At 43.2% G+C, this 14449-nt stretch carries 11 protein-coding genes and 1 pseudogene; 9 read left to right on the top strand and 3 right to left on the bottom strand.

Features of this window, described 5'->3' with window-relative positions; translation table 11 throughout:
• The first annotated feature begins 33 nt into the window (after positions 1 to 33).
• From PN447_RS13935 to PN447_RS13920, 4 genes are all read left to right on the top strand, one after another.
• A complete protein-coding gene (locus tag PN447_RS13935) occupies positions 34 to 1194 on the top strand; it encodes an FAD-dependent oxidoreductase (protein WP_271763637.1) in 1161 nt (386 codons plus the stop codon).
• A gap of 32 nt (positions 1195 to 1226) precedes the next feature.
• A complete protein-coding gene (locus PN447_RS13930; RefSeq protein ID WP_271763636.1) occupies positions 1227 to 1877 on the top strand; it encodes a histidine phosphatase family protein in 651 nt (216 codons plus the stop codon).
• 134 nt (positions 1878 to 2011) lie between these two features.
• Positions 2012 to 3028: a glucokinase gene (locus PN447_RS13925; RefSeq protein ID WP_271763635.1), complete on the top strand. Its 1017-nt coding sequence runs from the start codon at positions 2012 to 2014 to the stop codon at positions 3026 to 3028.
• 57 nt (positions 3029 to 3085) lie between these two features.
• Entirely contained in the window at positions 3086 to 4180 is a 1095-nt protein-coding gene (locus PN447_RS13920; protein ID WP_271763668.1) for a TRAP transporter substrate-binding protein, read from the top strand.
• A gap of 4 nt (positions 4181 to 4184) precedes the next feature.
• On the opposite strand, the gene PN447_RS13915 is transcribed toward PN447_RS13920, so the two are convergent.
• A complete protein-coding gene (locus PN447_RS13915) occupies positions 4185 to 5522 on the bottom strand; it encodes a TRAP transporter large permease (protein ID WP_271763634.1) in 1338 nt (445 codons plus the stop codon).
• Positions 5519 to 6073: a TRAP transporter small permease subunit gene (locus tag PN447_RS13910; RefSeq protein WP_271763633.1), complete on the bottom strand. Its 555-nt coding sequence runs from the start codon at positions 6071 to 6073 to the stop codon at positions 5519 to 5521. The genes PN447_RS13915 and PN447_RS13910 overlap by 4 nt, the downstream gene beginning before the upstream one ends.
• Before the next feature lie 211 nt (positions 6074 to 6284).
• Between PN447_RS13910 and PN447_RS13905 the strand changes: the two genes are divergently transcribed.
• The 4 genes from PN447_RS13905 (at position 6285) to PN447_RS13890 (ending at position 13495) form a co-directional block, all read left to right on the top strand.
• Complete coding sequence (locus tag PN447_RS13905; RefSeq protein ID WP_271763632.1) at positions 6285 to 7730, top strand: bifunctional orotidine-5'-phosphate decarboxylase/orotate phosphoribosyltransferase; 1446 nt, start codon at positions 6285 to 6287, stop codon at positions 7728 to 7730.
• 338 nt (positions 7731 to 8068) lie between these two features.
• The gene (locus PN447_RS13900; protein ID WP_271763631.1) at positions 8069 to 9415 is read left to right on the top strand and encodes a histidine phosphatase family protein; all 1347 of its coding nucleotides are present in this window, start codon (positions 8069 to 8071) and stop codon (positions 9413 to 9415) included.
• Between the two features lie 104 nt (positions 9416 to 9519).
• Complete coding sequence (locus tag PN447_RS13895; RefSeq protein ID WP_271763630.1) at positions 9520 to 10809, top strand: dihydroorotase; 1290 nt, start codon at positions 9520 to 9522, stop codon at positions 10807 to 10809.
• A gap of 1177 nt (positions 10810 to 11986) precedes the next feature.
• Entirely contained in the window at positions 11987 to 13495 is a 1509-nt protein-coding gene (locus PN447_RS13890) for a HEAT repeat domain-containing protein (protein ID WP_271763629.1), read from the top strand.
• Positions 13496 to 13709: 214 nt separating this feature from the next.
• Here the strand turns inward: PN447_RS13890 and PN447_RS13885 are convergent, their stop codons facing one another.
• A complete protein-coding gene (locus PN447_RS13885) occupies positions 13710 to 13844 on the bottom strand; it encodes a hypothetical protein (RefSeq protein WP_271763628.1) in 135 nt (44 codons plus the stop codon).
• 429 nt (positions 13845 to 14273) lie between these two features.
• Between PN447_RS13885 and PN447_RS13880 the strand changes: the two are divergent.
• Positions 14274 to 14449: pseudogene (locus tag PN447_RS13880) on the top strand (ATP-binding protein); the annotation flags it as partial.

Below are 14449 nucleotides of genomic sequence, written 5' to 3'. Positions count from 1 at the left end.
GGGAGTAAAGTCTCAAGATTGGAGTAGGGAAAAATGCCCAACAAACACTTAGTATTAATTGGTGGTGGACATAGCCATGCTATCGTGTTGAAAAACTTTGCCCACCATCCTTTAGCAGGAGTTGATTTAACATTAATTACCCCAGATATTTATACCCCTTACTCCGGTATGTTACCCGGTCATATTGCCGGCTTTTATACCTACCAAGAGTGTCACATCGACTTACAAAAATTAACTAACTTTGCTGATGCACAGTTATGTATTGATAGAGCGGTGGGACTAGACTTGAAAAACCGTAGGGTGATTTGTGCTACAAGTCCACCAGTAAACTTTGATATCCTATCTATTGACATTGGCAGCACCCCAGCTACAATATCTGTACCAGGTGCCGCTGAATATGCGATTGCTGCTAAACCAGTACCAAAATTGTTAGAACATTGGTATGGGCTATTAGAACGTGTAGCTAAAAACCCTGAACAACCCGTAAGTATAGCTGTTGTCGGTGGTGGTGCGGGGGGTGTGGAGTTAGTACTATCCATGGAAACTCATTTACAGAGAATTAGATCACAAAATCAGGGTTTGACAATTGATTTATTCGGGCGTCAGGAGCAACTGTTACCCAATTATCCCCAATCAGTGCAAGGTCAATTGCAGCAGATTGTAACTCAACGGGGGATAAATTTACATCTAGGGGAAACCGTGGCGGAAATTGCACCCCAACAGAGCAATGGGGAAACACCGGCAATGTTCCAGGTAAAATGTGTATCTGGGTTATTGGTAGAGTCCCAAAAAGTATTTTGGGTTACCCAAGCATCAGCACCCCCATGGATAAAAACCACAGGACTAGGTACAGATCAGCAAGGATTTATTTTAGTAGGAGATACTTTACAAAGTCAAACTCACCCAGAGGTATTTGCTGCGGGGGATATTGCGACGATGGTAAATCACCCCTGTCCTAAAGCTGGAGTATTTGCGGTACGCCAGGGTAAACCATTGTTTGAGAATTTACAAAGAATATTATCAGGTAAGTCTGTCAAAGTCTATAGACCACAGCCAGAATATTTAAGTTTAATCGGGACTGGGGACAAACGAGCGATCGCCACTAGAGGCGCTTTGACTTCATCTCCTCACCGGGTTTTCTGGTGTGGGAAAGACTGGATTGACCGCCGCTTCATGGTACAATTCACGGGCTAGGTGATCTAGGAAACTGGCGATGAAATGGTTTTATGAATCAAATAGTTTGGATAGCCAGACACGCTAACCGTCTGGATTTCGTTCACCCTGACTGGTTTCTCACAGCAGTCAGACGTTATGACCCGCCTTTGTCTGAAGATGGGATAGTGCAAACTCAGCAGTTAGCTCAACGTCTGCAAACAGAAACCATTACTCATATTTTCGCTTCCCCATTTCTGCGCACTGTACAAACAGCCAACGCCGTGGCAGAAGTTTTAAATTTAAGGATTAAACTAGAAACAGGTTTGAGTGAGTGGTTAAATCCCCACTGGATGACCGAAGCACCGGAAATACACTCAATTTCTGAGTTAAAGGCACTATTCCCCAGAATAGATTCTGATTATACACCAGTTGTCAGCCCTGAATATCCAGAAACTGAGGTCCAAGTACAAGAGCGTTCTGGAAAAACTGCCCAATTGTTGGCTAGTGAATGCTATCCTGAAAATATCTTGCTGGTAGGACATAGTGCATCTGTACAGGGTGCTGCAATGGGGTTAGTAGGGGACATTGCTAAAACAGAAGTCACGGCTTCTTTATGTTCCTTAGTGAAAATCCTGCGCCAGGGACCTGAATGGTTGCTAGAACTAAAAGGAGATACTTCCCACTTGATGGATATAGAGGATTTTCCTTCGTGCATTGGTTGATACGCCCTCTCTTAAAGAGTGTATTTGTTAATGAATGTTAGCAAAAAAGTATCGGAAGTGGTTCGATTTGCTCAAATCCTGAATGAGGATTTTTGACTGCACAGACAAATTAATTAATTCCCATCCTCAATTCTATGACTTTGTTACTAGCAGGAGATATTGGCGGCACTAAAACTATTTTGCGGTTGGTGGACGCTGAAAATTTACATACCATTGCACAGAAAACTTACCCTAGTGGAGATTTTCCCGACTTAGTCCCCTTAGTCCAGCAGTTCCTCCTTCAGCTTCATACCCCCACACCCCAAAAAGCTTGTTTTGCGATCGCCGGACCAGTGGTAGATAATACAGCCAAGCTGACTAACTTAACTTGGTTTCTCGATACTCCCCGTTTAAAACAAGAATTAGGCATTGATTCCATGTGCTTAATTAACGATTTTGCCGCTGTGGGTTACGGTATTTTCGGATTAAGTAAAACAGATTTGCTCACCTTGCAAGTTGGGAAACACAAACTAGAAGCACCCATTGCTGTTATTGGTGCTGGTACTGGTTTAGGACAAGGGTTTTTAATTAAACAGGGGAACTATTATCAGGTGTTTCCCTCAGAAGGTGGACACGGGGATTTTGCCCCCCGCAATGAGTTAGAATTTCAGCTGTTGAAATATCTACTGGATAAACATGATATTCAACGGGTGTCTGTAGAAAGGGTAGTTTCCGGACAGGGTATAGTGGCAATTTACCAATTTTTACGCGATCGCCAAGTATACAGCGAATCACCAGAAATTGCGGAAATTGTCAGAACCTGGGAAAGAGAAGCCGGACAGATGGAAAAAAGCGTTGACCCCGGGGCGGTCATTGGTGGCGCTGCAGTCCAAGGGAGCGATCGCCTGTCGGTGGAAGCCCTAAAATTATTTGTGGATATTTACGGCGCTGAAGCGGGTAATCTAGCCCTAAAATTACTCCCCTATGGTGGTTTATATATTGCAGGTGGAATCGCGCCTAAAATTCTCCCCCTCCTGAAAAACGGCAATTTTCTGTTAAACTTCAGCGAAAAAGGGCGGATGCGTTCCATCCTGGAAGATATACCCGTACATATTATTCTTAACCAAGAAGTAGGTCTAATTGGTGCGGCTTTACGTGCAGCTAGATTGTAAAAAACTGGTAAATTACGGATAACCCACTAATTAGCGCTGATAAATTTACCAAGCATGATTAAACGTCGCCAAATTCTCAACACAGCTGCGATCGCCGCTGGGACTGCGGTAACATTAGCTGCATGTAGTCGTAGCCAAACCGCAGCCAACATCCAAACCAGTCAGCCCAATATTCGGTGGAAAATGGCTACCAGTTGGCCGAAATCTCTAATTATATTTACCGGTGCAGATATAATTTCTAAGCGAGTTAAAGAAATGACCAACGGGCGTTTTACCATTACACCCTTTGCTGCGGGGGAGCTAGTACCGGGGTTACAAGTCATGGACGCAGTGCAAACCGGAACAGTAGAGTGTGGACATACAGCCAGTTATTATTATACCGGCAAGAACCCAGCCTTAGCCTTTGGCACTACCATACCCTTCGGCCTCAACGCCCAACAACAGAACTCCTGGCTGTATCATGGGGGGGGACTGGAAACCATACAAAAAATTTACAGCGACTTCAACATTATCAACTTTCCCGCCGGTAACAGCGGGACCCAAATGGGGGGATGGTTTAAACGACAAATTAACACCGTGGCCGACCTCCAAGGCTTAAAAATGCGTATTCCCGGAATTGGTGGTCAAATCATGTCTCGTATGGGTGTCAACGTACAAGTATTACCAGCGGGGGAAATTTTCCTAGCACTGGATCGGGGCGCCATTGATGCAGCTGAGTGGGTCGGTCCCTACGATGATGAAAAACTGGGTTTACACAAAGCTGCCGAATTTTACTATTATCCTGGTTGGTCGGAACCAGGACCGACATTAGATGTTTTAGTTAACCGTACTGCTTGGAATAAATTACCCCCGGAATACCAAGCCATCCTCAAGACAGCAGCTTATGAAGCCAACATGAATATGCTCTCTGAGTATGACGCTTTAAATAGTCAAGCATTAGCCAGACTCACCGCAGGGGGGACTAAATTAGTTCCCTTCAGTCGGGAAATTATGCAAGCATCTCAAACAGCCTCCTTTGAGTTCCTAGAAGAAAATGCTAGTCAGGACAACACCTTTAAAGAAGTTTACCAACAGTGGAAAGGGTTCCGTCAGCAAGTTTTTGACTGGAACCGTGTCAATGAATTGAGTTATGCTAATTTCTCAATGAGTTGATCAATTAGCTTCCTAAATTCGGTAAAAAACTCACAATCCCCGGAAAAGCAATTATTAACACCAAAACTAGCATTTGCAGCAAAATAAAGGGGATAGCGCCCCGATAAATATCAGATGTGGTGACTTCTGGGGGGGCGACACCACGCAGATAGAACAATGCAAAACCAAAGGGCGGTGTGAGAAAGGAAGTTTGCAGATTTGCGCCTAAAATCACACCGTACCAAATCAAATCAATACCTAACTGTTGAGCTACGGGGACAAATAGGGGGACAACAATAAAAGCAATCTCGAAAAAGTCAATAAAAAAGCCGAGAATAAATACTGTGACCATGCTGACAATCAAAAACCCCGTAGTCCCACCGGGAAGATTAGCTAGGAGATCAAACATAAATTGATCCCCATTCAACCCCCGGAACACTAGACTAAAGGCTGTGGAACCCAATAAGATAAAAATTACCATGGTGGTAATTTTTAAAGTGGCATCGCAAACCTGACCCACAGATGGTAAATTTAGCTGACCGTTAGCAGCAGCAAGTGCGATCGCACCTAGACAACCTACAGCACCGGCTTCTGTAGGGGTAGCAAAGCCAAAAAAGATACTACCCAATACCAAGAAAATCAGAACCAACGGCGGTAGCATGACCTGAAATATCCGTTTTCCCAAGGCTTTACCACCAATGTTGCGCACCTCCGCCGGTAAAGCTGGCGCTAAATCTGGCTTTAAAAATGCCACAATCAGCACATGTAAAGCAAAAGCACCGGACATCATTAAACCGGGAATCAAGGAACCGATAAATAAATCACCTACAGAAACCCCTAACTGGTCACCCAGCACCACCAACACCACGCTAGGGGGGATAATTTGCCCCAGAGTCCCCGATGCCGCAATTACACCAGTGGCTAATTCCTTATTATACCCATAACGCAGCATAATGGGTAGGGAAATTAACCCCATAGCCACCACCGTTGCAGCCACCACACCAGTAGTTGCTGCCAACAGCGCCCCCACTAACACCACAGCTAAAGCCAGTCCCCCCCGTAACCGTCCTAATACAATCCCCATAGTTTCTAACAGGTTCTCAGCTATGCCAGATTTCTCCAGCATTGACCCCATAAAGATAAAATAGGGGATAGCTAACAGGGTATAATTAGCCATGATGCCAAAAATCCGCTGTGGCATGGCAGTTAAAAATATCGGGTCAAATACACCCAGGACAATTCCCAGTATGCCAAATATGATTGATACCCCACCCAGAGAAAAAGCTACGGGATATCCCAGGGATAACAGCACCAAAGCCCCCGCAAACATAGCAGGCCCTAGCCATTCATAATCTAGTGTCATGATTTTCCTCCGGGGATATGGCGATCGCTATCGACTCTACCTTGAAGAATGGCCAAGTTTTTAATTACCTGAGAAATTCCCTGAACAATTAACAACACAAAGGAGACAATAATCATGGTTTTGATGGGGTAGCGGGGTAAACCATCAGGGTCTGGGGATGTTTCCCAAATTTCCCAGGAAGCCAGGATACTACCCCAAGAAAAAAATATCACCATCAGAGAAAATGGAATTAAAAATAACAATGTCCCCAGTAAATCTGCTAGTGCTTTCTGCCGGTGACTCCAATTGTTGTAAAACACATCCACTCGGACGTGTTCATTATGCTTTAAGGCGTAACCTGCACCCCAGAGGAAAATTAAATCAAAAATATACCATTGGGCTTCTATGTAAGCATTAGAAGTTAAATTAATGCCAATCAACCGCCCTAAGTATCGCCCTAAAACATTCCATGCGCCAAGTATGACCATGACTAGCACCAGTCCACTGGTTAATTTGCCAATGCGCTCAGTACAGATATCAATGATTTTGGCTATCCTTAATAGTTTTTCCAATGATTATCTCATCCTCTTTAAACTTGCTATCCTAGTGACTAATCTTATGATTTTTCCCGCACAATAGCATCACGTAACGTAAGCCATAGGCACAAAAAAGACCATCATAGGTATAGGTAAGCTAGGGCTGTGTTTTGATGGAGTGGGATTGAGCCGACTGGTGCGATGAGATAGGGTTTTTTAAACCATACAACCCAGGGTAACCATAAAAATGAACTTTTTTGATAAATTACAAGCTAGTATATTCCAAAATCAAAGTTTACTATTTGTAAGTCTTGATCCAAATCCAGAACTCCTACCAGCACATTATAAATCTGAGGATATCATTGCTGATTTACATAATTGGTTAGAATCGATTATCCGCGAAACTGCTGATTGTGTCTGTGCTTATAAACCAACTTTAGGATTTTATGAAGCCTTGGGTGTTCCAGGTTTAGAACTGCTAGAAAAAACTTTAGCAGCTATTCCTAGTCATATCCCCATTATCTTAGATGCTAAACATAGTGATTTAAATACCAGCACTGTGTTTGCTCGCAGGGTATTTACACAATTGAATGTGGATGCTGTTACCCTCAGTCCTTATACAGGACAAGACCATGTAGCACCGTTTTTAGTTTACCTTGATCAAGCAGTATTTATTTTATGCTGCACTTCTAATGTGGGAGCAGAAGCTTTACAAAAATATCCTACAGAAGAATTACCTCTATATTTACAGGTAGTCAAGGAGTCTAGGAATTGGGGAACTCCAGAACAATTAGGTTTGGAGGTGGGGACGACAAACCCTGAGATTTTAACTCGGATTCGGTCAGTTGCGCCGGAAAGGTTGATTATGGCCCGGAGTATTTGGGCTGGGGGAAGTAATATCAATATCAAGGAAATTTTAGCAGCTGGGTTAAATAGTCACGGTGATGGGTTATTGATTCCTGTTCCTCAAGATATGTTCACTCAACCCAAATTAGCTGATCATATCCAGTCCTTACGTGCAGAGATTAATCAAGCTAAAAGTGAAATTTTCTCTGATACTTCTACCTGTGCTGTGTGGTTACCTGATGTTTCTGTTGTCAATCTCCACCCCCAACAAGACTTGATTTTAAAACTTTATGATGTCGGCTGCATCATGTTTGGTAGTTTTGTACAAGCATCGGGAGCCACTTTTCCTTACTACATTGACTTACGGAAAATTATTTCCAATCCCCAGGTTTTTAATCAGGTTCTCACTGCTTATGAGAAAATTTTAAATTCTCTTGAGTTTGACAGATTAGCAGGTATTCCCTACGGTTCTTTACCCACTGCTACGGGTTTATCTTTGCGTTTACATTGTCCCCTAATTTTCCCGCGCAAGGAAGTCAAAGCACACGGAACTCGCAGGTTAATTGAGGGGAATTTTGATCCTGGTGAGACTGTGGCGGTGGTTGATGATATTCTGATCACGGGCAAAAGTGTGATGGAAGGTGCCGAAAAGTTAAAATCAGCAGGATTGAATGTTAAGGATATTGTCGTATTAATTGACCATGAACAAGGTGTAAAGGCGAGATTACTAGATCATGGTTATCAAGCTCATTCTGTGTTTACACTGACGGAAATTACAGAAACACTGTATCAGTGTGGGCGAATTAACCAGGAGCAATTTTTAGCCTTTCACGAAAGTCAAGGTTAGCAGTATTCATGCTTACATAACCACAGTTTCAGATCCCGGAATTTCTGGTTTGCAATTCCCAGGATCTACTCTTGTGGGGAATTGTGGGTGCTCACCTACCTGAACCTCGCTCTAGAAATTGATCTGATTTTGAATAGCTATGAGCAGAAATCAGCAGCAGTAGGAGAATTACAGTTTTATTCAGCATGATTGATATAACTTCTCAGGTATTCACCTTGAAATTTACATAACTCCCGCCAAATTTGATTCACCCCTAGGTGTGAATCTGTCTGCCAAAATGCTCAATTGAAGAGCAATCGTTGTAGAATTATTCCTTGAAATACAGGAGGGCAAAACCGATGACCCGTGTCATCATTGTGCGCCATGGACAAAGCAGCTATAACATCGAGCGCCGCATCCAAGGACGTACTGACGTGTCAAGATTAACAGAGAAAGGGTGTGCAGATGCTAGTAAGGTAGGAAAAGCCCTCAGTAATATTCCTTTTAGTGCTATTTATACTAGTCCTCTCCAGCGGGCTAAAAAAACAGCTGAGATTATATACAGTGAGTTGGTAACAGACTCTACAAAGTCTGTAACTCCCCAAGTTGCTGATAACCTGATGGAAATTGATCTACCTTTATGGGCAGAAATGCTCAGTGCTGATGTCAAAGAAAAGTTTACTGAAGACTATCGCACCTGGAAACAACGCCCCCATGAATTGCGGATGTTGCTCAAGGATGGGACAACGGAACATTTTCCTGTCCTGTCTATCTATGAACAAGCGCGGTTATTTTGGCAGGAAATTCTACCCCGTCATCAAGGTGAAACTATCCTCATAGTCGCCCATAATGGCATTAATCGGGCTTTGATTAGTACAGCTTTGGGTATTTCCCCCAGTCGTTACCATAGCTTACAGCAATCTAACTGTTGTATTAGCGTCCTGAATTTTGCTGGTGGTTTAGGGGAACCGGTGCAATTAGAATCTCTGAATCAGACCCAACACTTAGGGGAAACTTTACCCTCTTTGCGACCGGGACATCAGGGAGTCCGTTTGTTGTTGGTACGTCATGGGGAGACGGAATGGAATCGCCAAACTAGATTCCAAGGGCAAATAGATATCCCCCTCAATGATAATGGTAGACAACAAGCCCAAATCGCCGGAGAATTTCTCAAAGATGTGGTGATTGATTTTGCTGTTAGTAGCTCTATGCTCCGCCCCAAGGAAACAGCAGAATTGATATTGAACCACCATCCTAGTATAAACTTAGATTTACAAGATGGTTTGAGAGAAATCAGTCACGGACTGTGGGAAGGTAAATTAGAAACAGAGATAGAGCAAGAATTCCCCGGAGAATTGCAGCGCTGGCGACTAGTACCCGCCCAGGTACAAATGCCAAAAGGGGAAAACCTAGAGCAAGTTTGGCAGCGTAGTGTGGCATCTTGGCAAGGAATTATACAAGATGCCCTCACGAAACAACTCAAAACCGGTTTGGTGGTAGCCCACGATGCTACTAATAAAACTTTGCTGTGTCACGTTCTCGGTTTATCGGCTGATAATTTCTGGAACTTCCGCCAAGGTAATGGCGCTGTAAGTGTAATTGACTATCCATCTGGTCTGGATGGGTTACCAGTGCTACAAGCAATGAATATTACCAGCCACTTAAGTGGAGGGGTACTAGATAAAACTGCGGCTGGAGCTTTGTAAAAAACAAGTCTTTTGACCAGAAAGGACTATGGTGGTTAAAACCACCAATTCGCCTCCCTCTCAGGGCTAAAGCTGCTGATTTTCCCGCTTACCACCATATTTTTATGACAGAACTGCTAAAAAAAGTAAGGGTAATTAATCCTAATTTAAAATCTGACGAGATAGCTGATGTACTCATAGCTGATGGTAAGGTCGCCGCGATCGCCCCGGATATTTCTGATATTCCTGCTGACACTACTATTCAAGATTGTCAGGGATTAATTCTGGGCACAGGATTAGTAGATTTGTATAGTCACTGTAGTCAACCGGGATTTGAACAGCGAGAAACTCTCTCATCTATGTTACAAGCTGCAGCAGCGGGAGGGTTTACCAGAATTACTATTCTCCCAGATACATCTCCAGTTGTTGACCATCCGGCTATGGTAACACAGTTGCAGCAAACCCCACCCCCTCACCCCCACCCCCGGAAACAGGAGGGGGAGTTAAAGTTACACCCTCAAGTTTACGTTTGGGGAGCTATCAGCCTAGATTTAGCGGGGAAGCAATTGACGGAATTAGCAGATTTAGCTGCTGCTGGGGTCGCGGGTTTTACAGATGGTCAGCCTTGGGATAATTTAGGGTTTGTACACCGAGTCCTGGAGTATCTCCAACCCTGGGGTAAACCGGTGGCTTTTTCCCCTGGCGATCGCCTATTATCCGGTCATGGGGTGATGCGCGAAGGTGTCCCGGCCCTGCGTTTCGGTTTACCCCCTGTACCAGCGAGCGCGGAAACTACCGCCCTGGCTGCTTTGTTAGAATTGGTCGCCGCTACAGCTACACCAGTACACATTATGCGGGTTTCTACCGCTCGCAGTGTGGAACTCATCGCCACCGCTAAGGCTGGGGGTTTACCCATCACCGCTAGCACTACTTGGATGCACTTATTACTTGACACGACGGCAATAGCCAGTTATAATACAAGCCTAAGGCTAGAACCACCTTTAGGTAACCCCAGTGATGTAAAAGCCTTACAGGCAGGGGTTAAAAATGGTGTGATAGATGCGATCGCCATAGACCATGCACCTTACACCTATGAGGAAAAAATGCAAGCCTTCGCCTCCTCACCTCCAGGGGCGATGGGTTACGAGTTAGCATTACCCCTACTCTGGCAGAATTTAGTCGCAACTGGTAAATTTACGGCTTTAGAATTATGGGGCGCTCTCAGCACTCACCCAGCAGAATGTTTACAACAGCAACCCAGTACAATTACCACCGGTGCAAAGGCGGAACTGATTTTATTTGACCCCCAGGAAACCTGGAAGGTTGAACCCCAGAACCTCTATACACTCTCTAGTAATACACCTTGGCTAGGAAAACAACTTCAGGGACGGGTTGTAAAAGTTTGGCATCCCTAATAGGGATTATGGATAAGTTTACTCTACGGGGATATATGGAGTTGGGTGGTGTAATTTCTTTAATTACTGTTAGGTATGGTGGGTGATGACGACAGGAAGCGAAAAAAAAACTTTTTTTTTCGCCCTAGTTATTTTCACTGATAGAGATTTATAGGTAATTGTAAATTATATCACTGTTAAGATTTGGGTTGAGGGAAATTTGGATAGAAATTCTAAATGATTGTGACTACATAAAATAAGGAGAATAGAATGAGAAAATATATCATTTTTGGGGTTGTGAATTTGAGAAAATAAGAAAATATATCATTTTTGTGGTGAGGGGGGTTATGAGTAGTTGTGAGGAGAGAATTTAGATAGTGGTCTAGGGTAGTTAGTATTTGAATGTTTAATTTTAACAGGGATTATCAGTAATTGTGACTAAGTGTAAAATCCCCACCTAGTCAATAGGTGGGGTGGGTGGGAATGACTGATAGGGATTATGGGTAGTTGTGACTGTTTATTATGTGTCGTTCAACTAATCACATTTTGATTGATCCCCCCAACCCCCCTTAAAAAGGGGGGCTAAATTCTTTAAAGTCCTCCTTGAAAAGGGTGATAGTGTTGAAAATGTTGGTAACAAGTTTGAATCCCTGATAGGGATTATAGGTAGTTGTGACGATCTGCATGATTCGGAGCAACACGGAAGTTTGAATCGCGATCGGTTGACTGGTGACTGGTGACTGGTGACTGTTGACTGTCCTTGTGGATTGGGATTGCTGATACAAAATTTGAGCAATTAATGACTCTATTATTAATAGACAATGAACTTTATCTGGGTAAAACGCAAAAGATGTTGAGAATTTTCTCAATAAAATTGCTCAGGAAAAAAACATTGATGTGCAAATCTTAGTCAATGAATGGTTGAGAAATAATATTAAGTTAATTGAAAGTATTCAGTAAAAGGGAACTGACAAGTCAGCGCTTGCGCGATCGCATTCCCCAAATCCCCAAATAGCGATACCTTATAATTACCGTTATGTTGATTTTAACAGTGTTAGCAGGTGATGACACACTGGTAAGTTACTGGTATAGGTACTTTAATAATTCTTGACAATTACCTTTATACCTGACAAGTATTGGGTAACACGTCATTATATAATGTCTCCAAGACTAAATTAACTACCAGTGGTAACCTAAGATGAACGAGCCACAACCAGGGAAATTTGATCTAGTACTAGGTGGTACTGGTAACGCTCCAGAAAATGCCCTGGTCTTAGGGGGAATCCAAGGGGCGCAGCAGAGATATAAGAACCCTGACCCCAATGTGAGGATAAATGCCATATCCCAAGCGCTCAACTATGGGGAGGATGGGGTTAAATTACTTCTCCAAGCTTTAACTACAGATGAATCAGATGATGTCAAGTATGTCGCTTATAATCTCCTGCGATCTAAAGACAATAAGTCTATTCAGGTTATTGATGCTTTACAATCTTATGAACTATCTTCGGCGCAGCAGAGATATAAGAACCCTAACCCCAATGTGAGAATAAATGCGATATCCCAAGCCCTCAACTATGGGGACGATGGGGTTAAATTACTTCTCCAAGCTTTAACTACAGACGAATCAAACGATGTCAAGGATGAGGCTTATAATATTTTGCAATCTGGAAGCAATAAGTCTATCCAGGTCATTGATGCTTTAAAAGCTTATAAACTATCTTCTTGGCGGGAAATTGCCACACTCACAGGACATTCAAAAGGGATTAGTTCAGTAGCCTTCAGCCCATATGGTAAAACCTTAGCTTCTGGGAGTGGGGATAAAACCATCAAACTTTGGGATGTCGCCACCCATAGAGAAATCGCCACACTCAAAGGACATTCAGAAGGGATTAGTTCAGTAGCCTTCAGCCCATATGGTAAAACCTTAGCTTCTGGGAGTAGGGATAAAACCATCAAACTGTGGAATGTAGGCACTCGTCGGTCAATCGCCACACTCACTGGACATTCAGATTTGGTTTTTTCAGTAGCCTTCAGCCCGGATGGTAAAACCTTAGCTTCTGGGAGTGGGGATCACACCATAAAACTGTGGGATGTCCCCACCCGTCGGTCAATCGCCACCCTCACCGGACATTCAAGTTGGGTTGATTCAGTAGCCTTTAGCCCGGATTATAAAACCTTAGCTTCACATTCAAGTTGGGTTCGTTCAGTAGCCTTCAGCCCGGATGGTAAAACCTTAGCTTCTGGGAGTGGGGATCACACCATAAAACTGTGGGATGTAGCCACCCAAGAGAGAATCGCCACCCTCACTGGACATGAACATTGGGTTAATTCAGTAGCCTTCAGCCCAGATGGTAAAACCTTAGCTTCTGGGAGTATGGATTGGCACCCGGATGGTAAATGGATAAGTATTGGGAGTATGGATAACACCATAAAACTGTGGGATGTCGCCACGGGAGGGGAAATCGCCACTCTCAGGGGACATTCAGGTTATGTTTTGTCAGTAGCCTTCAGCCCGGATGGTAAAACCTTAGCTTCTGGGAGTTGGGATAAAACCATAAAACTGTGGGATGTCGCCACAAGGCGGGAAATCGCCACCCTCACCGAACATTATGGTTGGGTTTATTCAGTAGCCTTTAGCCCGGATGGTCGTACCTTAGCATCTGGGAGTGGGGATGAAACCATCAAACTGTGGCAAAGGCGTTATTAATCCACACCCAGATTATTTACTGTAATTTCCTGACCTTCCTGTAACTCACTTTCCAGGGTTCTGACGATTAACTTCCGATCAGTAGCGAACTGCTTGCAGCAGCGCTTCGCGATCGCTCAAAAATAATCAAGAAATCAGGTTAAAATGCCCGAAACTCATAGATAATATTTGGTTGATTCTGTCAATGCGTAAGTCCTAATATAATAGGGTGATATCAAGTATTGAATTGAGACTGTTGCCGACGCGAAAACCAAGCAATGATGGTGGTAGTCTTTTTCAGAAATTTAATTGGAACACAATCGCGTCTGGCTAAGGCGTGTAAGTCTACACCAGGGATAACCGCTCCCATACCCCCTTTGAAGTAGAAGGTAAAGTCTAGCTTTGTCTAGGTTTTATATAGCAGCTATTAATTAAAGTGTCCTTTCCCCGGATATTGAAGGAGACAGCGATCGCTTACTACCCAAAGGCGATCGCTTTAATTTCTTCTTGTATCCTCATTTTTAATACTAATTCCTGGTAAAACCGTGTAACTTCTGGCATAAATATCACTATAGCAATCCTAAATGATTCATGAACAATTTCTGTTCCCTGTTTCGGTGTTCCCTGTTCCCTTTCCTCACTGATAATTTCTCAAGTCAAATAGGATGACTATATAAAACTGAGATTAAATGAGATTAAAATTTATTATGGCTTCTTTCAAGGATAAAAACTAATGTCAGATCATAATTTTCCCAAATAAATGTGTAAACTTAAAGAGTTTACGTATGATCAAAATTTTATGACTCGCTGGTTTAATATTGCAGGTCCATGTTCAAACGATATCCACTATGTTCTATCTCCCACAGTCAGATTACCAGACTTAGAGGCGTTAATTCAACAACGTAGTTATTTTGTCCTACACGCACCACGACAAACAGGGAAAACCACCGCCATGTTATCCCTAGCAAAACAACT

Source organism: Anabaena sp. CS-542/02, assembly GCF_028331085.1.
GTDB classification, from domain to species: Bacteria; Cyanobacteriota; Cyanobacteriia; order Cyanobacteriales; family Nostocaceae; genus Anabaenopsis; species Anabaenopsis arnoldii.
Note: the sequence above shows the minus strand (reverse complement) of the source record. Positions and strands in the feature narration are given on the sequence as shown.

Coding starts and splice junctions, on each gene's coding strand:
- PN447_RS13905 (WP_271763632.1), top strand. CDS start 6,285: ATGAACTTTTTTGATAAATTACAAGCTAGTATATTCCAAAATCAAAGT.
- PN447_RS13915 (WP_271763634.1), bottom strand. CDS start 5,522: ATGACACTAGATTATGAATGGCTAGGGCCTGCTATGTTTGCGGGGGCT.
- PN447_RS13895 (WP_271763630.1), top strand. CDS start 9,520: ATGACAGAACTGCTAAAAAAAGTAAGGGTAATTAATCCTAATTTAAAA.
- PN447_RS13885 (WP_271763628.1), bottom strand. CDS start 13,844: ATGGGAGCGGTTATCCCTGGTGTAGACTTACACGCCTTAGCCAGACGC.
- PN447_RS13935 (WP_271763637.1), top strand. CDS start 34: ATGCCCAACAAACACTTAGTATTAATTGGTGGTGGACATAGCCATGCT.
- PN447_RS13930 (WP_271763636.1), top strand. CDS start 1,227: ATGAATCAAATAGTTTGGATAGCCAGACACGCTAACCGTCTGGATTTC.
- PN447_RS13925 (WP_271763635.1), top strand. CDS start 2,012: ATGACTTTGTTACTAGCAGGAGATATTGGCGGCACTAAAACTATTTTG.
- PN447_RS13890 (WP_271763629.1), top strand. CDS start 11,987: ATGAACGAGCCACAACCAGGGAAATTTGATCTAGTACTAGGTGGTACT.
- PN447_RS13900 (WP_271763631.1), top strand. CDS start 8,069: ATGACCCGTGTCATCATTGTGCGCCATGGACAAAGCAGCTATAACATC.